Raw genomic sequence first — 22574 nt, 5'->3', positions numbered from 1 at the left:
TACACCTACATGTCCTTCGTTGTCACTGGGTGTGATGGGGGGAATGCCGTTACCTTGGGGTATTGGTCCTCGATCTGCAGGAGGCTCCGTGAAGATCAACGACGTACTGCGCGGTAAGGGCAATCAGGTCGTCACCATCTCCCCAGAAGCCACTGTCACCGAGCTGCTCGCACTGCTGGCCGAGAAGAACATCGGCGCGGTGGTGGTCAGTGCGGACGGGTCGACGGTGTCCGGGATCGTGTCGGAGCGTGACGTTGTCCGGCTCTGGAACGGTACGCCGGACGCGGGTGACGTGCGCGTAAGCGCGATCATGACGGCCGAGGTACACACCTGTACGCCGGACGACCTGATCGACAACCTGATGCGACTGATGACGGACCGCCGGATCCGGCACGTCCCGGTCGTTGTCGACGGCAACCTCTCCGGGCTGGTCAGCATCGGCGACGTGGTCAAGTCCCGGATCGGCGAACTCGAGTTCGAGAAGGAACAACTCTCCAACTACATCAGCAGCTGACCCGAAGGCCCTCTGCCCCGGACGTTTCCCGGGGCAGAGGATGAAGCTCAGCCCAGGTCGATCAGGTCGCCGAGGTCGAGGCCCTCCAGTTGGGGGCGGACGTCCTTGGCTTCTCCTACGACGACGACCAGTAGGCCGTTGGTTCCGACGTACCGGCGGTAGGCGTCGGTTGCCTCGGCGGCGGTGGTTGCCGCGATCTGACTCAGATAGGTGTCGGCGAAGTCGATCGGTACGCCGTTGGCGATGTTGCTGCCGACCTGCTGGGCGACCGAATCGGCCTGTTCGTAGCGCAGGGGAGCGGTGCGGATCAGGCTGTCCTTCGCCTCCTGGACCTCCTGCTCGGTGAGGCCGTCGCGGGCCTCGCGCAGGATGCGCAGCGCGTCACCGATCGCGGCGCCGGTCACCTCGGTGCGTACGGCGCCGCCGAGGCTGAAGGTCCCGCCCTTGCGCGGCGCGGCGAAGCTGGTCCGCGTGCCGTACGTGTAGCCCTTCTCCTCGCGCAGAACGGTGTCGACGCGTGAGGTGATCGTCCCGCCGACCACGTGGTTCGCGACCGCGGCCGAGCCCCACCCCGGGTCGCGCCGGTCCGGACCGGCGCAGCCGATCAGCAGCTGGCTCTGCACCGAGCCCGGCCGGTTGACGAGCACGACCCGGTTGCCCGGAAGGTAGATCGGCTCCGGGGTCTCGCCCACCGGTCCGGCGCCGGATGTCCAGCCCGCGAAGGCCTCGTCGATGATCGCGGCGGCGTCGACCCCGGTCGCGTCGCCGGCGAAGAGGATCTCGGCCCGCTCCGGCCCGATGTTCCGGCGGTAGAAGTCCGCGACCTCGGTGTTCGTCAGCGGCCGGATCGTGTCCGGCGTACCCGCGGTCGGGCGGGAACGACGTGTCGCCGAGTCGAACAGATGCGACGCGAACGCCTCGCGCGCCCGGTACCCGGCGTTGGCGCGCTCCTGGTTGATCTCGCCGAGGCGGATCGTCACGTGCCGACCGACATCGGCCTGGTTGAACGCGGGCCGCGTGATCGCCTCGGCGAGCAGCGCGACGGCCGGCGCGAGATGCGATACCGGTACGGAGATCTCCACGTGCAGCGCGTCCGAGCTGACATCCACGCCGTACGCCGCTCCGTGCCGCTCCAACGCGGCCGCGAACTCGTTGGCCGAATGCAGCTCGGTGCCCTCGTCGAGCGTCCGCGACATGATCGTCGCGACGCCTTCGAGCTCACGCGGCTCCGCGATCAACGGCATCGCGATCGTGACGCGCACAGTGGCGACGTACTGCCCGGGGCGGTCGAAGACGTGCACCGGCGCACCGACGCTGGTCCGCGTGGTCACGGCCTCCGGGAACTTCCACGGACGCGGTGCGCCGACGGCCGGTGGGGTGGTCAGAACCTGGCTCATTCCTGCTCTCCTGCCGTCTCTGCCGCGGTCTCCAGACGGCGGTAGCTGACCTGCACCCGTCCGGCCGCTCGGACCCACTTCGAGGCGGCCGCCTGCACCTGCTCGACGGTCACGGCCTTGACCTGGTCGATGCGGTTGTTGATCCGGTTCGCATCGCCGAACAGCAATGCATGATGCGAGATCTCGTCGGCCCGGCCGGCGCACGTGGCGAGCTGCTCCAGCCAGTCCCGCTCGGCCTGCGCCTGCACAGTGGCAAGCTCGTCCGAGGAGACGCCCTCGGTGGCCAGCTTCTCGATCTCCTCGAGCAGCGCGTCCTCGACCTTCTGCAGGTCGATGCCATCCGACGCGATGCCGGTCAGCGTCCCGAACGAGACGCCGCCGATCAGCGGCAGCGCGCCGCCGGACACCGACTGCGCGATCTGCTCGTCGCGGACCAGCCGTCGGTTCAGCCGGCCGCTCTGCCCGGCCGCGAGGATGTCGAGCGCGAGCCCGGCCGCGTCGAGCTCCGGCGTACCGTCCACCGGCAGCCGGAACATCATCGTGATCAGGTCGGACGGTACGTCGGACTCCACGTCGTCACGCTGTACGTCGGTCATCGGCCCGATCGTCCCGTCCGGCGCCGGCGGCGGCGTGGGGATCGCGGGCAGGTGGCCGAAGTACCGCTTGGCGGCGTCGAACGCGTCGTCCTCGGACACGTCGCCGACGATCGTCAGTACGGCGTTGTTCGGCCCGTAGTACTTGCGGAAGAACGCGTGCACGTCCTCCAGCGAAGCGGCGTCGAGGTCTTCCATCGACCCGATCGTCATGTGCGCGTACGGGTGGCCCTCGGGGAACGCGAGCCGGACGAGCCGCTCGTACGAATCGCCGTACGGGCGGTTGTCGTAGCTCTGCCGCTTCTCTTCCTTCACCACGTCGCGCTGGTTGTCCAGGTTCTCCTGGTTGACCGCGTCGAGCAGGTAGCCCATCCGGTCCGCCTCGAGCCAGAGCGCGAGGTCGAGACCGCCGCTGGGCAGCGACTCGAAGTAGTTGGTGCGATCGAAGAACGTGCTCGCGTTCAGGCTGGCGCCGGCGGTCTCCAGCAGGCTGAAGTGCTGGCCGGACGCGACGTTGCGCGACCCCTGGAACATCAGGTGCTCGAAGAGGTGCGCGAACCCGGTCAGACCCGGTGGTTCATGGCGCGACCCGACGTCGTACCAGAGGTTGACGGCGACGATCGGGACGGCACGGTCCGAGCTCACGACGACCCGGAGGCCGTTGTCGAGCGTCTGCTCCGCGATGGGGTACGTCAAGGGCATACCGGCCACCATACGTGGTCGCGAAATTCTCGGCAGGTGCTGTCGATTCCGGCCCGGGTCGCGCATCGGAGTGGTAGATGCTGTATCCGACAGCGGACGAGAGAGGTGACCCCGAGTGGGCAAGTACCTGGTGATGATCTACGACGACGAGGCGAAGTGGGCCGCGGACGACGGGTCGGTGATGGAGCAGAACCACAAGAACCATCAAGCGTTTGCCGAGGCCAACGGATCCGCGATCCGCGGCGGCGGGCAGCTCGACGGGAGCGAGACCGCGACCTCGATCCGTTCCGACGGCAACGGCGGGTACGTCGTCACCGACGGCGTCTTCGCCGAGACCAAGGAAGTGATGGGCGGGTACTACATCATCGAGGCGGCCGACCTGGACGAGGCGCTCGCGATCGCCAAGCAGGTGCCGTCGCCGATGGGTGGTGTCGAGGTCCGCCCGCTGGTCAACGGCGGCTGACCTGGACGCCCAAGAGGTAGCGCAGGCGGTCGCGGAGGCGCACTCGAGCGAGTGGGCCTCCGTGCTCGCCGCGACCGCTCGCGTTGCAGCAGACCTCGAGCTGGCCGAGGACTGCGTGCAGGACGCATACGCGAAGGCGCTGGTGCACTGGCGGGAACAAGGTGTGCCGCGCAAGCCGGGCGCGTGGTTGACGACCGTCGCCACGCGGCGGGCGCTGGAGTTGAGGCGGCGAGCTGACGTTGCTCGCCGGAAGCTGCCGTTGCTGGTGCCGATCGAGGACGTTCCGGACGGGACGTTTCCGGATGACCGGTTGCGTCTGGTGTTCACGTGCTGCCACCCGGCCCTGGCGCAGGAGGCGCAGGTCGCGCTGACTCTGCGGCTGGTGTGCGGCCTGTCGTCGGCGGAGATCGCGAAGGCCTTCCTGGTGAAGGAGGCCACGATGCAGGCCCGCATCACCCGCGCCAAGCAGAAGATCTCGCGCTCGGGTATCCCGTACCGCATTCCTCGTACGCCGGAGCTTCCGGAGCGCATCGAGGCTGTGCTCGACGTGGTGCACCTCGTGTACACGGCAGGACACACAGCAGTCGACGGCGATGACCTGACCCGGCCGGACCTCGCCCGGCGGGGGATCGACCTAGCGCGGATGATGCGGATGCTGCTGCCGGACAGCGCGGAGACGGCGGGTCTGCTCGCGCTCCTGTTGCTCACGCAGGCGCGAGAGGCAGCGCGGGTCGAGTCCGGCCGCTTGGTGCTGATGGAGGACCAGGACCGGTCGCGGTGGGATCAGGGACTGATCGCCGAGGGGCTGGAGTTGGTGCCGGAGGCCCTTGCAGGCCGGCCAGCGGCGACCGTCGGGCGGTTCGCCGTGATGGCCGCGATTGCCGCGGTCCATGCGGAGGCGCGGCGGTGGGAGGACACCGACTGGGGCGAGATCCTCGGCCTCTATGACGTGTTGCTGGCCCGTTGGCCGTCGCCGGTGGTCGCGTTGAACCGGGTCGTGGCGCTGAGCTACGTCGAGGGCCCACAGGCGGCGCTGGCCGAGTTGCCGGACGATCCGGCGTTGGCGACGTACCCGTATCTGGCGTCTACCCGCGCGGAGTTGCTCTGGCGCGCTGGGAGAACAGAAGAGGCGCGGGCGGCGTACGAAGAGGCGTTGGCGTTCACGAGCAATCCGGTGGAGGCGGAGTTCCTCCAAGGCAGGATCACTCGAGGCGCTTGAGTACTTCGTCGTGCAGGCGACCGTTGGTGGCTACGGCGTTGGGGCCGTTCGGGCCCGGAGCGCCTTCGACCGATGTGAACTTGCCGCCGGCCTCGTCGACGATGATCGCCAGCGCGGCCATGTCGTAGAGGTTGAGCTCCGGCTCCGCGGCGATGTCGACCGCGCCCTCGGCGACCAGCATGTACGACCAGAAGTCGCCGTACGCGCGGGTCCGCCAGACCGAGTCCATCAGGTCGGCCCACTGGTTCTTCTTGCCGAGCTTCTCCCAGCCCTTGAGCGACGCGTACGACAGCGAGGCGTCCTCGATCTTGCTCACGTCGCTGACCCGGCACGGCTGCGACGAGTGCAGCGCGCGGCCGGTCCAGGCGCCGTCGCCGTACGACGCCCACCAGCGCTTCTGGAGTGCCGGGGCGGAGACTACGCCGACGACGACCTGGTCCTCGATCATCAGGCTGATCAGCGTCGCCCAGACCGGGACGCCGCGGATGTAGTTCTTGGTGCCGTCGATCGGGTCGACCACCCAGCGGCGTACGCCCCAGCCGCTGGTGCCGTCCTCTTCGCCCACGAACGCGTCCCGCGGCCGGGCCCGGGAGAGCGTCTTGCGCATCACATCCTCGACCTTCTTGTCCGATTCGCTCACCGGGGTGAGGTCGGGCTTGGTGGCCACGTGCAGGTCGAGCGCCTTGTAGCGGTCCATCGTGGTCGAGTCCGCGTCGTCGGCCAGGATGTGGGCGAGCCGCAGGTCATCCGTGTGCGAAGGCATGCCGGAAGGCTAACCTGACCCCCGCTCCCGTGGCTCGGCCGTCCGGGAACTGTTGCGGATCGGTTGCGGCGCGAATTGAACCGAACAGGGTCGTTGAACGTGCTAGAGGCATGTCACCCGGTCTCACGGCGGCATGCCTTAGTGTCTGACCACGTCGTTACGACTCCCATGGAGGCTGTCCATGTTCGAGCGCTTCGGGGACCTGCCGTTGCACGTGCTCGTGATCCATCTGACGGTCGTGCTGCTGCCCGTGGCCGCGCTGACCTTGATCGCCTTCGCCGTGGTGCCGAAGTGGCGCCGGCTGTTGCGCTGGCCGGCGCTGGTGCTGGGTGTCGGGGTGCTGGTGTGCGCCTACGTGGCCAAGAAGAGCGGCCAGGCGTTCGTGGAGGCGGTGCCGACGCTGTCGAAGGCGATCCAGCTGCACGAGAAGCGCGGCAACCTGCTGTTCTGGTACGCCCTGATCTTCACGGTCATTGCCATCGCGGCCTTCCTGCTGCTGGCCGGCGTGAAGGGGGACAAGGCAACGAACAGCCGCCCACTGGAGCTGGTGACGCAGGCGGCGGTCGTGGTGATCGCGGTGCTGGTCATCTGGCAGACCGTGCGTACCGGTGACGCCGGTGCGCGGGCGGTCTGGGAGGGCCAGCTGCCGGCTAAGTAGGCTCCGGCGCGTCTCTGAGTTCGCGGCCTTCGCGAGACGCCAGCAGGCGCCGGAACGAGTCCACTCGGGCCGGGTCCGCGCGGCCCTCGCGGATGGCTTCGTCGAGGGCGCAGTCCGGTGCGTCACCTGTGTGCGTGCAGCCGCGCGGGCAGTCGGCGGTGAGCTCTGCCAGGTCGGGGAACGCGTTGATCAGACGGTCCGGATCCACATGCGCCAGACCGAACGACCGGATACCCGGGGTGTCGATCAGCCAGCCGCCGTCAGGGAGCTGCAGTACGACGGTGTTCGTCGAGGTGTGCCGGCCGCGCCCGGTGACCACGTTGACGATGCCTGTCGCCCGGTCCGCGCCGGGAATCACGCCGTTGACCAGAGTGGACTTGCCGACACCGGAGTGGCCGACCAAGACGCTGGTCCGGTCGTGCAGCTGCTCCCGGAGCTCGCTCAGGTCGCCGCCCTGGTGCGTGGCGACCGACTCGACGCCGAGCGGGCGGTAGATCGACAGCAGCGGGTCAGGGTCGGCCAGGTCGGTTTTGGTGAGACAGAGCAGCGGTCGCATGCCTGCGTCGTACGCGGCGACCAGGAAGCGGTCGATGAGACCGGTCCGGGGCTCCGGGTTCGCTACGGCGACGACGATGACCAGCTGGTCCGCGTTCGCGACCAGGGGGCGCTCGACAGGGTCGTCGTCATCGGCGGAACGGCGCAGCAGCGTCGTACGGGGAAAGACCTCGACGATCCGGGCCAGCGTGCCGTCGTCGCCGGTGGCATTGCCGTCGAGCTTGACCCGGTCGCCGACGATCACTCCGGTGCGGCCGAGCTGCCGGGCCTTCATCGCGGTGACCTCGTGACCTGTGGCGGTGTCACCGACCCAGGTCGTGTAGCGGCCGCGGTCGCGGGTGATGACGATGCCTTCGGCCGCGTCGTCGTACGAGGGGCGGTCCTTGGTCCGCGGCCGGGTCCGGCGCTTGGGCCGGTCGTACTTGGCCTCCTCGTCGTACCGCGACATCAGCTGGCGAGCTCCGACCACATGTCGGGGAACTCGGGCAAGGTCTTCGCCGTGGTTCCGATGTTCTCGATCTCCAGGCCGTCGACGAGCAGGCCGACTACGGCTGCGGCGTGCGCCATCCGGTGGTCGGCGTACGTGTGGAAAAGCCCGCCGCGCAAGGCCTTCGGCCGGATCGCCAGGCCGTCCTCGAGCTGCGTGACGTCTCCGCCGAGCGCGTTGAACTCGGTCTCGAGCGCCGCGAGCCGATCGGTCTCGTGGTTGCGCAGGTGTGCGATACCCCGCAGGTACGACGGCCCGTCGGCGAACGCCGCGACCGCAGCGATGACTGGCGACAGCTCGCCAACCTCGCTCAGGTCGAGGTCAACACCGGCGACCCGGCCGGTGCCGCTGACGGTGAGCCCGTCGTCGGTCCGCGTGACCGAGGCCCCGAAACGGGTGAAGATCTCAGGCAGTTGACCGCCCGGCTGCGTGGTCTGGGTCGGCCATCCGGTGACGGTCACCGTCCCGCCGGTGATGACGGCCGCGGCCAGGAACGGCGCCGCGTTCGACAGGTCCGGCTCGATCGCCGTGTCCAGCGCGCGAATGGGGCCCGGGGCAACGACCCACCGGTTCGGCTCGGCGTCGTCGACCTGCACGCCGCGCTCGCGCAGCATCCCGACCGACATGTCCAGGTGCGGCTGGGACGGCACCGGCTTCCCGTCGTGCCGGATGTCGACACCCTCGTCGTACCGTGCGCCGGCCAGCAGCAACGCCGATACGAACTGGCTCGACCCGGATGCGTCCAGCGTCACCTTCCCGCCTCGGACCGAGCCGGTGCCCGACACCGTGTACGGCATCCGCCCGGTGCCACCGTCCTCGATCTGTACGCCGAGTGTCCGCAGCGCGCCGAGGATCACGCCCATCGGCCGCTCCCGCGCGTACTCGTCGCCGTCGAAGGCCACCACGCCGTCAGCCAGCGCGGCGACCGGCGGCACGAACCGCATCACGGTGCCGGCCAGACCACAATCGACGTTGGCCGGGCCCTTGAGCGAGCCCGGGGTGACGGTGACCGTCGTACCGCTCTCGCTGATGCCGACGCCGAGCGAGACCAGAGCGGACCGCATCAGCGAGGTATCGCGAGCCGCCAGCAGCCCGGTCAGGTGCGACGGGCCGTCGGCGAGCGCGGCAAGGATGAGAGCACGATTGCTGATCGACTTCGACCCGGGCACCGTGACCGTGCCGGTCACAGCACCTTCGGCCCGCGGCGCCGGCCAGCCGTGTTGCTCGCTCATCCCACTCCCAAAGCTCGTCATCTCGGCTCCGAGCCTAGGCCATGTCGTGCTACTGCACTTGCCAGCTCGCAGCAGGCACGGCTTCGCCCCACCGCAAGCGTCGCCGACGGCTACAGGCTGAATCACGTAACCAACTCGTTACGTGACGAATGTAACGCTCCGTGTTCCAAACTCGATGGGACGACCGGGTGGCTTCACCACCGGTCTAGGCCGGGGGCGGGCTGATCAGTTGTACTTCACAAGGGGGGAATCCAGATGTCGCAGCAGTACCCGCAAGGCCCGAACCAGACGCAGAACCCGGGGGGACAGCAGCCGGGCTACCAGCAGCCTCAGTACCCAGGCCAGCCTCAGCCGCCGGCTCAGGTCGTCTACGTCGAGCGGAAGAAGACCCACAAGTTCCGCAACTTCGTGGTCCTGCCCTTCGTCGGCCTGATCGCCTTGATCATCATCATCTCGGCGGCTTCCAGCGGTGGAGGCGGCTCCGACCCGACCACCGCAAACAAGTCCGGCTCGGCCCCGGCTCGCAACGAGCCCCGTCCGGTCCAGGTCGGCAAAGCGTTCACCATCGGCAAGCATCAGCTCGACGCCGGCTGGAAGCTGAAGTACACCGAGTACATCGGCACCAGCCTCACGGGCACGGTGACGAACGTCAGCAAGTCCACCAGCACCGCGATCTTCTCCGTCAAGTTTCTGAAGGGCAGCCAGGTCGTCGGGAACATGCAGTGCACCAGCAACGAGTTGGAGCCCGGCCAGCAGGAGGCGGTGGAGTGCCTGAACACCGTTGACGGCGCAGCGAGCCTGCTGGGCAAGGGCGCGTACGACAAGGTGACCGCGGAGGCCACCTTCTGAAGCAGCGGCGGGCGCTGGCGGTGGTTGCCAGGAGCAGTTATCGGGTTCGACTCCCGGCGTCTGACGATCCGGACCACGGGGCCGGGCATCCACGGAGGGAAACAGCGCCATGCGTAAGCACATCGGCACCGCTCGTGCGGCAGTCCTGGGGGTCGCGGCAGTCGCGACGGTCGTGAGCCTGAGCGGAGGCGCGTCGGCGGCTCCGACGGCGTACGCGCCGCTGCCGCTGCCCGCGAACTCGGTCGGCACCCCGCAGATCCAGACCGGCGCGGTGGACACCTTCAAGATCAAGGACAAGTCGATCGGCGGTTGGGATGTGCTCGACAACACCCTGCCGTGGTCGAAGATGGGTTCGGACTTCCGGGCCAACATCAACAAGACGATCAACACCGCGACCGTCGCCAAGACCACGGCCGACTCCGCGACGACCAAGGCGGACGCTGCCGACTCCAAGGCCACCGAGGCCCTCAACAAGGTCAACAACCTGCCGCAGTCCCCGTCGTACCTGAAGAACTGGGGCGAGATCTTCCGGAACACGATCGGCAACGCCCGCGCCGAGCTGGGGCAGTCGTCGTCCGGTGAAGGCCTCAACATCAGCGTCCCCACGAGCGCCGACGCGATCATGTGGGGCAACGAGGCCGACTTCGGCGGGAAGTCGTTCTCCCTCAGCAAGGTCGGGTACGAGGTGTTCCAGACCGGCGAGAACAGCGCGATCGCGGCAGGCAATATGCCGTCGATCAAGTTCGAGATCTCGAACCCGACCGACGCGGCCACCTACACCACCTTGGTCTACTCGCCGGACAACTCGGCCTCGAACGCCTGGACGACGATCGACGCGGCAGGCGACACCGGCAAGCACTGGGGATTCACCGGCTCCTGGTTCAACGCCGACCCGTCGCGCTGCGGCCTGAACGGCGCTCGCTGCACCCTGGACGAGGCGCTGGCCGTCCTGGGCTCCAACGCCAAGTTCATCTCGGCCGGCGTCGGCAAGGGCCGCGACAACGCGTGGCACGGCGCGATCCGCTCCCTGACCGTCAACGACACCACCTACAAGTTCACCGCTGGTGGCGTCCAGAAGGGCTGACCGCCCAGCAGAGGAGGTTGGCCCCGGGAGACAGGTGGGGCCGACCTTCCGCCCGTCTCAGCCGAACGGGAGCTCCGCCTTCGCCAGCTTGGCGGCCTGCTTCGCCTCACGGGCCAGGTGCTTGGCCTCGCGCTTGGCGGCCTTGGTGCCGCGCTTGGTCTCGCGCTTTGCTGCCTTCGCGCCGTGGGTGGCGCGCCAGGCGACGCCTGGCTTGCCCTCGGTGTCGACCGCGGCGAGGAGCAGACCGCCCATGATGCCCAGGTTCTTCATGAACTGGATGCGCTGCTGGTTGCGGACGGTCTTGTCCTTCTCCAGCCAGAACGGGTGGCCGGCGAGCGTCGTCGGCACCAGCGAAACCGCCAGCAGGGATGCTCCGAGGCGACGGCCCTTGCCGGTCGCCAGGGCGAGACCGCCGAGCACGTGGACCGCGCCGTTCAGCCGGACCAGGTTGGCGGTCGTGTCAGGGAGCCGGTCGCTGACCTGCAGCGGCGCGACCCGCTTCACCATCGGCACCAGCCGGTCGGTGACGGGCTGCGCCTTCGGTACCAGCGGCTCGGGGTTGCGGATCGCGTTCGCGCCTTGCGCGACGAAAATGACGGACAGCAACGGCCTGGCCAGTGCGCGCACGACAGTCATGCCTCCTTCATACACCACGGTTTGTATGACTTCCGGTACCCACCGCTGATGCGGATGCTCAGATCGGGCACCCGTCCGGACCGCACGCGGCGTCACCGTCGGTCGTCGCGCCCGGGGCAGTAATCAGGGTCACCGGCTTCCGGTCCGCGCTCGCCCGGCGCAGTGCTTCCTCGAAGACCTCCACGGGCTGCGCACCGCTCACGCCGTACTTCTCGTCGATGACGAAGAACGGTACGCCGTTCGCGCCGTACGCCAAGGCCTGCGCCTGGTCCGCGGCGACGTCGTCGGTGTACGTCGTACTCGCCAGGACCTCACGCACCTGCTCCGTGGGCAGACCGACCTCGGTGGCCAGCTCGGCCAGCGTGGCGTGGTCACCGACCGGGCGGCCGTCGGTGAAGTACGCCTTGAGCAGGCGCTCCTTGAGGCGGCCCTGCGTCTCCGCGGGAACCTCACCGGCCTCTTCGAGGTCGCGAGCGAGGTGCAGCAGCCGGTGCGCGTCGACGGTGTTAGCAGGCTTCGCCTGGTCGAGGTGGTACTCCAGGCCGACCTCGGCTGCGATCCCAGTGACGTGGGCGTTGGCCTGCAGGGCCCAGTCGCGACCGCGGCCGTACTTCTCGCCCAGCCGGGTGGCCAGGTCCCGCGGGTCGTCGTTCGTCGACGAGGGGTCGAGCTGGAAGCTGTGCCAGACGACCGTCGCGGTCTCGCCGCTGGAGGCGAGAGCCTCCTCGAGCCGACGCTTCCCGATGTAGCACCACGGGCAGACGACGTCGGACCACACATCAATACGCATAACTGTCGGCAACTGACCACTCTCCGGACCTATTCCCAACCAGGCACTGGTGTGACGCGTCTGACGCCCTATGGACGACGAACTCGTGCGGACCCTTTTGAAAGAGCAGCACCCGGACCTGGCCGACCTGGAGCTGAAGGAGGTCGTCGGCGGCTGGGGCAACCAGATGTGGCGCCTCGGTGAGGACCGGGCCGTCCGGATGCCCCGCGACCACGGATCGCCCGAGCAGCTCCGCAAGGAGCACCGCTGGATGCCTGACCTCGCCACGCGCCTTCCGCTATCCGTCCCCACCCCGGTCCGCCTGTGTGAACCGTCGGACCGCTTCCCCAACCCGTGGCTGATCACCACCTGGGTCCACGGAGTACCAGCGGAGCATGCACCGATCACGGACCCGGCCGCGGCCGACGTACTGGCCGACTTCCTGCTGGCACTGCACACCGAGGCGCCGGCGGACGCACCGGTCAGCGACAGATCAGACGTGCCACTGGGACTGGGCTTCCCAGACATCCACGAGTACGTCGCTCGCCTCGACGAGCTCCGGGCGCTGCACGAGGACGCGGTGGCGGCACCGGCTTGGGACGGGCCACCGGTGTGGATGCACGGTGACCTGCACCCGGCGAACGTGGTCGTTGCCGATGGCACCTTGGCCGGGGTGGTGGACTTCGAGGAGATTGGCTCCGGCGATCCGGCAAGCGACCTCGCGGCCGCCTGGATCCTGCTCCCGGACGGCGCCGCCGACCGCTTCTTCGAGCGCTACGGTGCGGACGAGGCGACGGTACGTCGAGCCCGCGGCTGGGCGGTGACCCGGGCGCTGTTCCTGATTGCCATGGGCATCAGTGGTGAGCGGGGCCTGCCTGGCGGCAAGGCACACTGGGGACCGGCTGGGCACGCGGCGCTCGAACGCCTGCTGTAATACGGGGAATTCCGGCGAAGGGCTGAGGGTGCGCGATGAGTTGGCGGGGCAGCTGTCACAGCTGCGGGACCTGACCGGACGGAGCCTGCGCGAGCTCGCCCGCGACATCGACGCCAGCAGTTCCTCGCTCTCGCGGTACTTCTCCGGTCAGGCTGTACCGACCTGGCCGACCGTCGTGGCGCTCTGTAAAGCCGCAGGCCGCGATCCGCGACCACTGCGCGAGCTGTGGGAGCGTGCCAAGGACGGACCGCAGCCGGCGCCCTCTGCTGCTGCGCCAGTACGCAATGACCTTCCGCACGACGTCACCGCCTTCACCGGACGCAGAGCTGAGCTGGACGCACTGCTCGATGCCGCGCGGACCACGTCGGTCGTGGCGATCGACGGAATGGGCGGAGTGGGTAAGTCGGCGCTCGCAGTACACGCTGCGCACTTGCTGACCGCGGAGTTCCCCGACGGGCAGCTCTACCTGGACCTGCACGGGTTCACTCCAGGAAGAGAACGCGTGGAGCCCGCTGAGGCGCTGAGGGTGCTGCTGTCCGCGCTCGGGCTTCCACCCGGCCGGATTCCTGAAGGCCTGGCAGAGCGGGCAGCGCTGTGGCGGTCGGAGCTGGCGACTCGGCGCGCGATCGTGCTGCTGGACAACGCCGCAGACGCCGACCAGGTACGCGACCTGCTGCCCGGTGCCGGTCAGATCTTCGTCGTCATCACCAGCCGGCGCCGCATGGTGCACCTGGACGGCGTACACCCCATCTCGCTCGACGTCTTGCCCAGCGAGGACGCCGCTCAGCTGTTCGTCGAGTCCGCAGGCGGGGCGCGGCCTGGCGACGTCAACGAAGTACTGCGTCGTTGCGGCAACCTGCCGCTCGCCATCCGGGTCGCCGCCGCGCGACTTCGGCACCGGCCCGCGTGGACGCTCGACACTCTGGTGGAGCGGCTGCGCGAGGGCGACCTAGCGGTGTCGGACGTCTTCGAGATGTCACTGCGGCAGCTGGACCCGGCCCAGCGCCGCATGTTCCGACTGCTCGGTCTGGTCCCCGGTGAAGACATCGACGCGTACGCCGCAGCCGCACTGGCCGGCATCCCCCTGGCCAACGCGCGCTCGCTGCTGGAAGACCTGGTCGACGTCCATCTGGTCCAGGAGCCGGCGGCCGGCCGCTACCGGATGCATGACCTGCTGCGACAGGCTGCTCGAGCGGACGACCCGACTGCTGATCCTGCGCCGGCGATCACCCGGCTGGCCGACTACTACTTGAGCGCGATGCTGGCAGTGAAGACGCTGATCCAGATCCTCATCCCGATCCCGATCACCGTGTCACAGCCGCCATCCGCCCTCCCGGACTTGTCCGACCACGACAAGGCCATCACCTGGATGGACACCGAGTGGGGCAACCTCGTCGCGACGTTCGGGCTCACTGTGCAGCTGCGCATCGACGCTGCAGCCGTAGGACTCGCACAGCACGCAACGATGGCTCATGGGCGCCGCGGTGGTTCCCTGCAGCTGCGCGACGGTCTCGAGATCAGCCTGCCCGCCGCAGAACGGCTCGGTGACCGCCACCTGCTCGCCTCGCACCACTACCTGCTAGGAAGTCTTCTGTTCCGCATGGGCCGGCTGGACGAATCAATCTCGGAGTTGGCGACCTGCCAGGTGCTGATGGCCGCGGAAGGTGATGCCGTCGGCGAGGCCATGACGCTGTTCCAGCTGGGGGAGGTGCGGGAGCACCTGGCCGATGCCGCAGGTGCTGTCGAGCTCCTGGAGCGCGCGGTCGCCCTCGTGCCGCCGCACGCGACCGCCGTACGCGCCCGACTGCGCAGCAGCCTCAGCAACGCGTTGGTGCGTCTGGGCAAGTACGAGGCGGCACGCGAGATCGCAGCGGAACTACTCGAGACGACGCGCGAGACGGACCGCCAGACCGCGCGCATGTGTCTGGACGTATTAGGCCGGGCCGCACTGGGCCAGAACGATGCGCAGGTGGCGCTCGACTTCGCAGAACAGGCCGTGGCCGTCAATCAGGCGACCCGGCATACGTTCTTCGAGGCAGTCAGCCTCACTGACGTCGCCGTCGCACTGCTCCACCTCGGCCGGCCGGAGGAGGCAGCCACCAGGCACGCGGAAGCTGTCGTAATCCTCGAACTGGCCGGAGAGCCGGACCGGATGGCCCGCGTCCACCTCCCGTACGCCGAGGCCTGCCTGGCCACCGGCGATCGGGAGACGGCGGCGCGCTACTTCCAGGAGGCGCTGGACCTCGCCACTGCTCAGGGGCTCGGCTATCTGGTCCCGGAGGCGCGTTCGGGACTGTCCCGCGCCTCTTGACGTCTGTCCCGTCCCGTCCCGGGACAGTCGTTCGAGCTGGCAAAACCGCAGGTCAGCCGCAGAGTCCGCGTCCCGGCGGGACGAATACGGCTAGTCCTGGACCGTGCGTCTCAGCCAGGCTCTCGGCCATGAACACGACGTTGCTCGCCGAACTGGATGCGCTGCCCACGCTGTGGGAGGTGCAAGGCAGGGTGCCTGCGCCTGTCGCAGCGGTCGCCGAGTTGCTGCTCGCAGTCGGCGAGGGGCGGGTCGGCGGCGACAACCTGCTGGTGCTGGCCAGGGCCTCGGCGGCCCGGCAGGGCGCCATGACCGTCGTCGGTGCTGCCGGCGCATATCGGGCCGAGCTCGCGGGACAGCTGGAGCCGATCGACATCCAGGTGGACCGCAGCAAGCTCGCAGTACAGAGCTGGTACGCCGGAGTCCATACCGTCAGCGCCAGTGCAAAAGGCACCGAGGTGATCCACCGCGTCCACCGAGTCCTGCCCGAGCACCCCGGCTTCGCACGCGGGATCGCCGAGCTCGGTCTACGTGCCCGGATGGCCCGTGACCTGGCCCAAGTGTTGGGTGTGATCACCGACCGCCTCGGGTGCTGACAGCGGCTCCCCGGCCGTGTCAGCACGGCGACGGACCGGTGTCAGGACGATCTTCGAAGCTTGTCCCAGTCAAACAAACGCAGCTCATTCGAAAGGTACGACAATGTCTACTTTCAACACCCCCGAGCCGATCTCCGCAGTCCTCGACATCCCCGCGGGCCCGATCCGGTTCGTCGCCGGCGACCAGGCCGAGACCGTCGTCGAGGTCGTCCCGGCCGACCCCTCCAAGAACCGTGACGTCAAGGCGGCCGAGGCGACCAAGGTCGAGTACGACGCCGGCGTCCTGCGGGTTTCGGTCGCCGTGAAGAACCAGTACTTCGGTCCGTCCGGATCCGTTGCGGTCAGCGTGCAGCTGCCGGCCGGCTCCCAGGTCGAGGTCAAGGTCGCCAGCTCCGAGCTCCGGTCCACCGGGCGCCTCGGCGACGTGGCGATCAACAGCTCGCACGGCTCGATCGACCTCGAGGACGTCGCGAGTGCCAAGCTCAACTTGACCGCCGGTGACGTCTCGATCGGCCGCCTGAACGGCTCCGCGGAGATCCGCACCAGCAAGGGCGACATCCGGATCGCCGAGGCCGCCGGCGGCGCGCTCGAACTGCGCACCGACGTCGGCGAGATCGAGGTCGGCGCCGCTGCCGGTGTCTCGGGCTCGCTCAACGCCGGCACCACCACCGGCCGGATCGACAACGCGCTCAAGAACGCCGAAGGCGCCGGTGCCCAGCTCACCATCCACGCGACCACCACTGTCGGCGACATCGTCGCCCGCAGCCTCTGAGCTTCCACCTCTCGATCGAAGGAGTACGCCACGATGTCCACCTCCAACGGCTTCACCGAAGCGGGTCTACGCCGGCTGCACGACGTACTCGCCCGGCATGTCGACTCCGGGAAGATCCCCGGCGTCGTCGCCCTGGTCAGCCGGGGCGACGGTGAGCCGCACGTCGAGACGCTCGGGACCATGCGCCACGACGGCGGCGCCCCGATGCAGCGCGACACGATCTTCCGGATGGCGTCGACGTCCAAGCCGGTCTCGATCTCGGCGGCCATGGTGCTGCTCGACGAGTGCAGGATCCGGCTCGACGACCTGGTCGAGCAGTGGCTGCCCGAGCTCGCGAACCGGCAGGTGCTGAAGCGGATCGACAGCGCGGTGGACGACACCGTGCCGGCGAAGCGGCCGATCACGGTCCGGGACGTGCTCACCTCGACGTTCGGGCTGGGCATGGACATGACGATGATCGGTACGCCGATCATGGCCGCCCTGTTCGAGCAGGGCATCACGCCCAACGGGCCGGTGCCGATGCCCGAGCAGGACGAGTGGATGCGCCGGCTCAGCACGCTTCCGCTGATGTACCAGCCGGGCGAGCGCTGGCAGTACCAGATCAGCAGCGACCTGATCGGCGTCCTCGTCTCCAGGGTCACCGGGCAGTCGTACGACGAGTTCCTGCGCGAGCGGATCTTCGGGCCGCTCGGCATGAAGGACACCGGCTTCTGGGTGCCGGGCGACCAGATCGACCGCCTGCCTCCGCTGTACGCGCCGGACCCGGCGACCGGCGAGTTCCAGGTGTGGGACGAGGCGGAGGGCGGCCGGCACAGCGCTCCGCCGGCGTTCCAGGGCGGTGGCGGCGGGCTGAACTCCACCGCCGACGACTACAACGCGTACTTCCGGATGCTGCTCAACCACGGCGTCCACAACGGCGAGCAGATCCTGTCCAAGCCTGCAGTCGAGCTGATGACCAGCAACAGCCTCACACCGGACGTGCTGGCGTCACGCGAGGCTCTGGCCCGGGACAACGTGCACATCTCGTTCGGCCAGGGACAGCAGGGCGGCTGGGGCTTCGGGATGGCAGTCCGCACCTACCGGGGCGACTACGCGCCGATCGGTCAGTTCGGCTGGGACGGTGGCGCCGGTACGTCGACGTACGCCGACCCGGTCAACGGGATCGTCGGAGTCCTGCTCACGCAGGTCGGTATGACCGTGCCGTCGTCGGTCCACCTCATGAACGACTTCTGGACCACGCTCTACCAGGCAATCTGAGCAGAGCCGGCCGGACCGCTGAGGTAAGCGGTCCGGCCGACGGCTGTTTCAGCGGGCTGCCTGCTCGATGACGCGGGTGACCGTGCTCGAGTGGGACAGGGCGACCAGATGTGAGGCCCCCGGCACCTCCACGATCGTGGCGTGCGCGCGCTGCGCCATGAAGCGCTCAGCGGCCGGTGCGATGGCGTGGTCGCCGGTCGGGATCACGGCGTACTTCGGGAGCCCGGCGGGCGCCGTCGACGCGATCTTCTCGTCGAACGCCGCCGCGTTGATCGGCCGCTGCGAAGCACCGAGTACTGCGGCCTGTCGCGCAGGCAGGTCGGCCGAGAACACCTGGTGGAAGGATTCCGGCTTCACCACCAGGTCCACACCGCCCGGGTAGGCGATCGTGCTCGTCGTGTCGGGACCGAGCTCACTGCCCGGGTACTGCGCGTTCAGCGCCCCGATCGTCTCGCCGGCCTGTGGGATGAACGCGGCGACGTACACCAGCGACTTCACCCCACTAGTCCCGGCCAGCTCGCTGACCAGCGCACCGCCGTACGAGTGCCCGACGAGCACCTTCGGACCGGGGATCGTGTTCAGGACACCCTGCAGGTACGCCGTGTCCGAGGCGACCCCACGCAGCGGTACGGCGGGCGCGACGACGGTGTAGCCGTCGCGCTGGAGCCGGCCGGCCACCTCGGACCAGCTCGCGGCATCGGCGAACGCGCCGTGCAGCAGAACGATGGTCGGCTTCGGCTTGTGCTCGGTCTGAGCGCTCGCGGTCGTCACGCCGGTAAGCGTGACGACGGCCGCGGCGGCGACGGCGATCAGGTGACGGAGTTTCATTTCGAGGTTCCCTTCGTGGTTGCTTGGTTGAAGGAAACCGCTGAACGCCTACCTGCCGGATCGAGCGAACAGGTGAACCTGTCAGCGCCGGATCACGGGCTCAGCGCCGCCGGTGCACCCGATTCTCATGCGTTTGGGGGAGGGGCGAACCGCTCCAGCACCAGACGGGCCAGCTGGACCCGCGAATTGACCCCCAGCTTGCCGAACACGGCCCGCAGGTGCGTCCCGACCGTGCTGGCCGACAGAACCAGCTCCTCGGCCGCAGACCGGTTGGTGTGCCCCTCGGCCACCAGCAGTGCGACCCGGCGCTCCATCGGAGTGAGCGCCTCCCACCCCTCCTGCGCTCTCGGCGGTACGGCGGCCCATCGTCGTCGCCGTACTCCGGCTGCCTGCAGCACCGCCTGGATCCGCCCGGCCGGTGCGGTCGCGCCCAGAGCAGTCAGCCTGTCCAATGCCCGCTCCAGCGCCGGGACACCCGTCTGGCGATCACCGGCCGCCAAAGCTGCTCGGCCCAGGCGTTCTTCGGCCAGGGCGAGCAGCAGGGGTCGGTTCGCAGTACGTACCACTTCAACAGCCTCCAGCAATTGAGTGACATCGTTGCCCGCAGCCACGACCGCGAGTGCGCCGCGGCTTGCTGCGGACGGACTGAGCCGTGCCAATTCGTCTGCGGCATCGGCCTGCAGCAACAGCGTGATCCGGTCGGGGAAGTCCTGCCGGGTGACAGCCAGGCGGCGGACGGCGTTCGCATCGCCGTCCGCGATCGCCAGCAAGGTGGTGATGGTCGGATCGCTCCCGGCCAGCTTCCTGGCCTGGGTCAGGTGACCGCGAGCCAGTGCGATGAGGGCGAGTACCTGGTCCGCTGCCGGAGCCAGTGTCCGGTCGTGCAACTGATCCATCCAGCGCAGACCGGAGTTGGCGGCGCTCTCCGCCTCCTGCAGGTTGCCGGCGGCGTACTCGAGTCGCGCGCGCAGCACTGCGAGCTGCGGCGCCCACCAGGACTCACCTGCGGTCATCAGCTCGCGCACTCGCTCCAGGGCAGCCGGCAGCTCGTCAGCCTCGGCCCGGCAGTACAGCTCACCGACCTCGACCAGAGTGTCGGGCAAGCTCCCCAGACCGGTCTCCGCTTGCCGTGCCGCGACGTACAGGTCGCGGGCGTCGGCGTAGCTGCCCTCAGCACGCGCCCGCTCCGCCGCAGCCACCTGCAGAACCGCCTGCGCCACCGGGTCGTCTGATGGCCCCGGAACGTCTGCTCCAGCGAGCGCGCGGTAGGCAGCCAGCCGCGGGTCAGCGCCGGCGAGCTCCTGTACGTCGAGACGTCGGCCGGCCCACTGGTACGGCGCGAGGTGCAGCCGGACCGTCGCCTGCAGCTCAGGGGTAATCGGCCCGAGGTAGAGCGCCGTACCGCTGAGGAGGTCGTCGGCGAACGCCTTGGCGCGGTCGTACTGCCGTGCGGCGAGCAGGACGCTCACCACCTCCACACCGACCTCAGCACGCAGCGGATCGTCCACACGCGTCAGGTCGAACGCATCGTGGATGATCTCCGCGGCTGTGGTCGCCATCGTCGCCAGGAGATCGCGCGCCGCCTCGCGGAGTGTTTCCACCGCAGCCACGTCACCGGCCTGCGCGACCGCGAGCACGTGCGGTGCCGCAGCAGCCGCACCGCGTCCCGCAGACATCAGCTGGTTGGCAATCGCACCATGCAAGGCCCGCTGAGCAGATGGCGGTACGTCGGCCAGCGCGGCCGACCGCAGCAGCTCATGGCGGAACCGCAGTACCGAACCGGCGTCCGTCACCAGACCGGCCTGGATCGCCTCTTCCAGAGGTGCTGCAAGCCGGGCCACAGGGGCGGCCATCAGTACGGCGACGTCCTCGAGGTTGAACTCGCTACCGAAGACTGCCGCGGTCCGCACGAGGTCACGGCTCAGCTCGGACAGGCCGCTGGTCCGACGGCGTACGCCCTCGACCAGACCGGTGGGAAGCGGACCAGAGACGTTGGCATCGCTGAGGTACAGACCGGCGACCAGTTGTTCGGCTAGGAACGGGATGCCCTGCACACCCGCGAGCTGGGCGGCGAGAGCTGGGTCGACCGCGTGATTGAGCCGGTCCGCAGCGAGGTCCTGGATCGCGTCAGCGGTAAGGGGCTGAAGGGGGAGGTGGTGGACCGGAACCTGGTCGCTGACCGCGTCGATCAGCTGGTCGGGCATGGTGCCCGGACGGCTGCCGAGCAGCCAGAGCAGCTTGGCGGCCGACAGGCGGGCGATCGCAACCCGCAGTACGAAGGCAGTCAGCGGGTCTGACCACTGGGCGTCGTCCAGCACGATCAGCGTGCGGCTGCCGGCCAGTCGGCGACCAATGAGGTCTGCGAGGCGTTCGGCGAGCCAGAGCGGCTGGGTGTTGAGTGAGGCCAGTTCGAGGAAGTCATCGGTGCCGATCAGCGGCTCCGGTCCGGCGCGCAGAGCAGGTGCGAGCGACGCGAGCGGGCTGATGTTGTCGTTCTGGTGCGCGGCCGCACTGGCCACCAAGAAGCCCTGCCGCTCGGCCTGCTCGACCGTGGCCGCCAGCAGCGCCGACTTACCGATCCCGGGTTCACCGCTGACGACGGCCAGCGAAGCGCGACCGTTGCCGGCCGAGCGCAGCGCGTCGAGGAGCTGCCCGAGCTCCTGAGACCGTCCCCGCAGCGGCGCCACCGTGGATCAGCCGCAGCGACGGACAGCGAGGAGGGCGTAGGTGCGGGCAGCGTGCAGTACGTCGTCCAGCGCCACGTGCTCGTCCGCGGCGTGGGCGTACCGAACATCGCCGGGCCCGTACTGCAGCGTCGGGATGCCCGCTGCGGCGTACAGCCGGAGATCCGAGCCGTAGGGCGCGCCCCGGACTTCGGGAGCCGGCTTACCCGTGTCGATCACAATCTGCACGGTATCGGTGAGCAGCGGGTCACCGTCCGGCAGGACCCCCGACGCGAACGCACCGCCCGGCCAGCTCACCTTCACCGGGTGATCGCGCAGCCAGTCGTCCTCGATGCCGGCGACCGCGTCCTCGAACGCCTTGCGCGCTTCATCCAGCGGTTCGCCGAGGCGTACGCCGTACCTGCCCTCGGCGATCAGCCGGTCGGGAACGGTGCTCGCCCAATCGCCGGCGGAGATGGTGCCGACGGACAGCGGGTTCGCGAGATCGAGGTGGGCGAGCAGTGGATGCGGATCGGAATTGCGCGCGGCCTCCAGCTTCTGCAGCGCGGTCTGGATCACGGTGAACTTCTCGATCGCGCTCACCCCGCGACTGCGCGTCGAGCCGTGCGTGGCCAGCCCCGGTACCTCCAGCCGAAACGTCAGCGAGCCCGCATTGGCGGGGATCACGGCTCCGGCGGTCGGCTCCGCGATCAGGCACGCCTCGCCCCGATGACCGCGCCGCAGCGTCGCGAACGCACCGAGCCCGCCGTCCTCCTCGCCGATCACCGTGTGCACGGCCAGCGGCTTGCGCAACTGGATGCCGGAGGCAACAATCGCCGCCGTCGCGCCGAGGATCGCCGCGACACCGCCCTTCATGTCGCACGTCCCGCGCCCCCACATCACCCCGTCCTCGATGGAGGCGTCGAAGGCATCGCCCGGCACCACATCCACGTGCCCGTTGAAGATCAACCCCGGCGTCCCGTCCCCACCCAGTACGCCGACACAACCCCACGCCTCGTCCCGCTCGACCTCCATCCCCGGAAACTCCGGGTCAGACGTCAACCCCTCCAGATCCAGCCGCCAGTGATCAACCGACGCCCCAAGTGCGCCCAGCCGATCGGCACACCACGCCTGTACGACGCCCTCGGCCGCAGTCCCGTCAATGCTCGGAATCTGCACCAGCTCGCGCAGCTCCGCGACGATCCGCTCGTCGTCGATCGCCGCCAGCACGGCCTGCTCGGTCTCGTAAGTCACGCCACAGGAATACCACCGTTCGGCCGACAAAGACTGACCGT

Annotated in this window: 21 protein-coding genes; 11 read left to right on the top strand and 10 right to left on the bottom strand. The window is 69.0% G+C overall.

Annotated elements, in window-relative coordinates; all coding sequences use genetic code 11:
* Window positions 1–88: 88 nt before the first annotated feature.
* Window positions 89–514, top strand: coding sequence for a CBS domain-containing protein (locus ACQPYH_RS34075; protein ID WP_432879906.1), 426 nt, complete (start codon window positions 89–91; stop codon window positions 512–514).
* Window positions 515–561: 47 nt separating this feature from the next.
* On the opposite strand, the gene ACQPYH_RS34070 is transcribed toward ACQPYH_RS34075, so the two are convergent.
* Window positions 562–1911, bottom strand: coding sequence for a M16 family metallopeptidase (locus ACQPYH_RS34070; protein WP_432879904.1), 1350 nt, complete (start codon window positions 1909–1911; stop codon window positions 562–564).
* Window positions 1908–3206: a M16 family metallopeptidase gene (locus tag ACQPYH_RS34065; protein ID WP_432879902.1), complete on the bottom strand. Its 1299-nt coding sequence runs from the start codon at window positions 3204–3206 to the stop codon at window positions 1908–1910. The genes ACQPYH_RS34070 and ACQPYH_RS34065 overlap by 4 nt, the downstream gene beginning before the upstream one ends.
* Before the next feature lie 115 nt (window positions 3207–3321).
* Here ACQPYH_RS34065 and ACQPYH_RS34060 point away from each other — a divergent pair, with 115 nt between their 5' ends.
* Together ACQPYH_RS34060 and ACQPYH_RS34055 are read left to right on the top strand one after the other, a co-directional pair.
* Complete coding sequence (locus tag ACQPYH_RS34060) at window positions 3322–3669, top strand: YciI family protein (RefSeq protein WP_396408022.1); 348 nt, start codon at window positions 3322–3324, stop codon at window positions 3667–3669.
* Window positions 3635–4888: an RNA polymerase sigma factor gene (locus tag ACQPYH_RS34055; RefSeq protein ID WP_432879899.1), complete on the top strand. Its 1254-nt coding sequence runs from the start codon at window positions 3635–3637 to the stop codon at window positions 4886–4888. Before ACQPYH_RS34060 ends, ACQPYH_RS34055 begins: the two co-directional genes overlap by 35 nt.
* Here ACQPYH_RS34055 and hisN read toward each other — a convergent pair.
* A complete protein-coding gene (gene hisN, locus ACQPYH_RS34050) occupies window positions 4872–5651 on the bottom strand; it encodes a histidinol-phosphatase (RefSeq protein WP_130439678.1) in 780 nt (259 codons plus the stop codon). The two genes, ACQPYH_RS34055 and hisN, sit on opposite strands and share 17 nt — an antisense overlap.
* 181 nt (window positions 5652–5832) lie before the next feature.
* On the opposite strand from hisN, the gene ACQPYH_RS34045 reads away from it, so the two are divergent.
* A complete protein-coding gene (locus ACQPYH_RS34045; protein ID WP_432879896.1) occupies window positions 5833–6309 on the top strand; it encodes a DUF2231 domain-containing protein in 477 nt (158 codons plus the stop codon).
* On the opposite strand, the gene rsgA is transcribed toward ACQPYH_RS34045, so the two are convergent.
* A complete protein-coding gene (gene rsgA, locus ACQPYH_RS34040) occupies window positions 6302–7312 on the bottom strand; it encodes a ribosome small subunit-dependent GTPase A (protein WP_432879894.1) in 1011 nt (336 codons plus the stop codon). The two genes, ACQPYH_RS34045 and rsgA, sit on opposite strands and share 8 nt — an antisense overlap.
* Window positions 7312–8583, bottom strand: coding sequence for a 3-phosphoshikimate 1-carboxyvinyltransferase (gene aroA, locus ACQPYH_RS34035; RefSeq protein ID WP_432879891.1), 1272 nt, complete (start codon window positions 8581–8583; stop codon window positions 7312–7314). Before aroA ends, rsgA begins: the two co-directional genes overlap by 1 nt.
* Before the next feature lie 255 nt (window positions 8584–8838).
* Between aroA and ACQPYH_RS34030 the strand changes: the two genes are divergently transcribed.
* Entirely contained in the window at window positions 8839–9432 is a 594-nt protein-coding gene (locus ACQPYH_RS34030; protein ID WP_432879889.1) for a hypothetical protein, read from the top strand.
* A gap of 109 nt (window positions 9433–9541) precedes the next feature.
* Complete coding sequence (locus ACQPYH_RS34025; RefSeq protein ID WP_432879886.1) at window positions 9542–10516, top strand: hypothetical protein; 975 nt, start codon at window positions 9542–9544, stop codon at window positions 10514–10516.
* Window positions 10517–10573: 57 nt separating this feature from the next.
* On the opposite strand, the gene ACQPYH_RS34020 is transcribed toward ACQPYH_RS34025, so the two are convergent.
* Window positions 10574–11152: a DoxX family protein gene (locus ACQPYH_RS34020; RefSeq protein WP_432879884.1), complete on the bottom strand. Its 579-nt coding sequence runs from the start codon at window positions 11150–11152 to the stop codon at window positions 10574–10576.
* A 58-nt stretch (window positions 11153–11210) separates the two neighbouring features.
* Entirely contained in the window at window positions 11211–11942 is a 732-nt protein-coding gene (locus ACQPYH_RS34015; protein ID WP_432879881.1) for a DsbA family oxidoreductase, read from the bottom strand.
* A gap of 70 nt (window positions 11943–12012) precedes the next feature.
* Here ACQPYH_RS34015 and ACQPYH_RS34010 point away from each other — a divergent pair, with 70 nt between their 5' ends.
* The 5 genes from ACQPYH_RS34010 to ACQPYH_RS33990 all read left to right on the top strand — a co-directional run bounded on the left by ACQPYH_RS34010 (window position 12013) and on the right by ACQPYH_RS33990 (window position 17788).
* Window positions 12013–12855, top strand: coding sequence for an aminoglycoside phosphotransferase family protein (locus ACQPYH_RS34010; RefSeq protein ID WP_432879879.1), 843 nt, complete (start codon window positions 12013–12015; stop codon window positions 12853–12855).
* 28 nt (window positions 12856–12883) lie between these two features.
* Window positions 12884–15166 carry an ATP-binding protein gene (locus tag ACQPYH_RS34005; protein WP_432879876.1) on the top strand — a complete coding sequence of 761 codons (2283 nt, stop codon included), beginning with the start codon at window positions 12884–12886 and terminating at the stop codon, window positions 15164–15166.
* 128 nt (window positions 15167–15294) lie between these two features.
* Window positions 15295–15759 (top strand): hypothetical protein, encoded by a 465-nt coding sequence (locus ACQPYH_RS34000; protein WP_432879874.1) that lies wholly within the window; start codon window positions 15295–15297, stop codon window positions 15757–15759.
* A gap of 103 nt (window positions 15760–15862) precedes the next feature.
* Window positions 15863–16531 carry a DUF4097 family beta strand repeat-containing protein gene (locus tag ACQPYH_RS33995; protein WP_432879871.1) on the top strand — a complete coding sequence of 223 codons (669 nt, stop codon included), beginning with the start codon at window positions 15863–15865 and terminating at the stop codon, window positions 16529–16531.
* Window positions 16532–16564: 33 nt separating this feature from the next.
* Window positions 16565–17788, top strand: coding sequence for a serine hydrolase domain-containing protein (locus ACQPYH_RS33990; RefSeq protein WP_432879868.1), 1224 nt, complete (start codon window positions 16565–16567; stop codon window positions 17786–17788).
* Window positions 17789–17836: 48 nt separating this feature from the next.
* On the opposite strand, the gene ACQPYH_RS33985 is transcribed toward ACQPYH_RS33990, so the two are convergent.
* From ACQPYH_RS33985 to ACQPYH_RS33975, 3 genes are all read right to left on the bottom strand, one after another.
* Window positions 17837–18616, bottom strand: a complete 780-nt coding sequence (locus ACQPYH_RS33985) for an alpha/beta fold hydrolase (protein ID WP_432879865.1) — start codon at window positions 18614–18616, stop codon at window positions 17837–17839.
* A gap of 125 nt (window positions 18617–18741) precedes the next feature.
* Window positions 18742–21303, bottom strand: a complete 2562-nt coding sequence (locus ACQPYH_RS33980; protein WP_432879862.1) for an ATP-binding protein — start codon at window positions 21301–21303, stop codon at window positions 18742–18744.
* Window positions 21304–21309: 6 nt separating this feature from the next.
* On the bottom strand, window positions 21310–22533 hold the full coding sequence (locus tag ACQPYH_RS33975) for an ArgE/DapE family deacylase (RefSeq protein ID WP_432879860.1): 1224 nt from the start codon (window positions 22531–22533) through the stop codon (window positions 21310–21312).
* Between the last annotated feature and the right edge of the window lie 41 nt (window positions 22534–22574).

Source organism: Kribbella sp. CA-245084, assembly GCF_050942355.1.
GTDB lineage: Bacteria > Actinomycetota > Actinomycetes > Propionibacteriales > Kribbellaceae > Kribbella.
This window is presented reverse-complemented; position numbering and strand designations above follow the sequence as displayed.

Bases quoted from the DNA above. Each gene is read 5' to 3' on its own strand.
- ACQPYH_RS34030 (WP_432879889.1), top strand. From the start codon at position 8,839: ATGTCGCAGCAGTACCCGCAAGGCCCGAACCAGACGCAGAACCCGGGG.
- ACQPYH_RS34020 (WP_432879884.1), bottom strand. From the start codon at position 11,152: ATGACTGTCGTGCGCGCACTGGCCAGGCCGTTGCTGTCCGTCATTTTC.
- ACQPYH_RS34065 (WP_432879902.1), bottom strand. From the start codon at position 3,206: ATGCCCTTGACGTACCCCATCGCGGAGCAGACGCTCGACAACGGCCTC.
- ACQPYH_RS34045 (WP_432879896.1), top strand. From the start codon at position 5,833: ATGTTCGAGCGCTTCGGGGACCTGCCGTTGCACGTGCTCGTGATCCAT.
- rsgA (WP_432879894.1), bottom strand. From the start codon at position 7,312: ATGTCGCGGTACGACGAGGAGGCCAAGTACGACCGGCCCAAGCGCCGG.
- aroA (WP_432879891.1), bottom strand. From the start codon at position 8,583: ATGAGCGAGCAACACGGCTGGCCGGCGCCGCGGGCCGAAGGTGCTGTG.
- ACQPYH_RS33995 (WP_432879871.1), top strand. From the start codon at position 15,863: ATGTCTACTTTCAACACCCCCGAGCCGATCTCCGCAGTCCTCGACATC.
- ACQPYH_RS33985 (WP_432879865.1), bottom strand. From the start codon at position 18,616: ATGAAACTCCGTCACCTGATCGCCGTCGCCGCCGCGGCCGTCGTCACG.
- ACQPYH_RS34025 (WP_432879886.1), top strand. From the start codon at position 9,542: ATGCGTAAGCACATCGGCACCGCTCGTGCGGCAGTCCTGGGGGTCGCG.
- ACQPYH_RS34015 (WP_432879881.1), bottom strand. From the start codon at position 11,942: ATGCGTATTGATGTGTGGTCCGACGTCGTCTGCCCGTGGTGCTACATC.
- ACQPYH_RS33990 (WP_432879868.1), top strand. From the start codon at position 16,565: ATGTCCACCTCCAACGGCTTCACCGAAGCGGGTCTACGCCGGCTGCAC.
- ACQPYH_RS34070 (WP_432879904.1), bottom strand. From the start codon at position 1,911: ATGAGCCAGGTTCTGACCACCCCACCGGCCGTCGGCGCACCGCGTCCG.
- hisN (WP_130439678.1), bottom strand. From the start codon at position 5,651: ATGCCTTCGCACACGGATGACCTGCGGCTCGCCCACATCCTGGCCGAC.
- ACQPYH_RS34010 (WP_432879879.1), top strand. From the start codon at position 12,013: ATGGACGACGAACTCGTGCGGACCCTTTTGAAAGAGCAGCACCCGGAC.
- ACQPYH_RS34000 (WP_432879874.1), top strand. From the start codon at position 15,295: ATGAACACGACGTTGCTCGCCGAACTGGATGCGCTGCCCACGCTGTGG.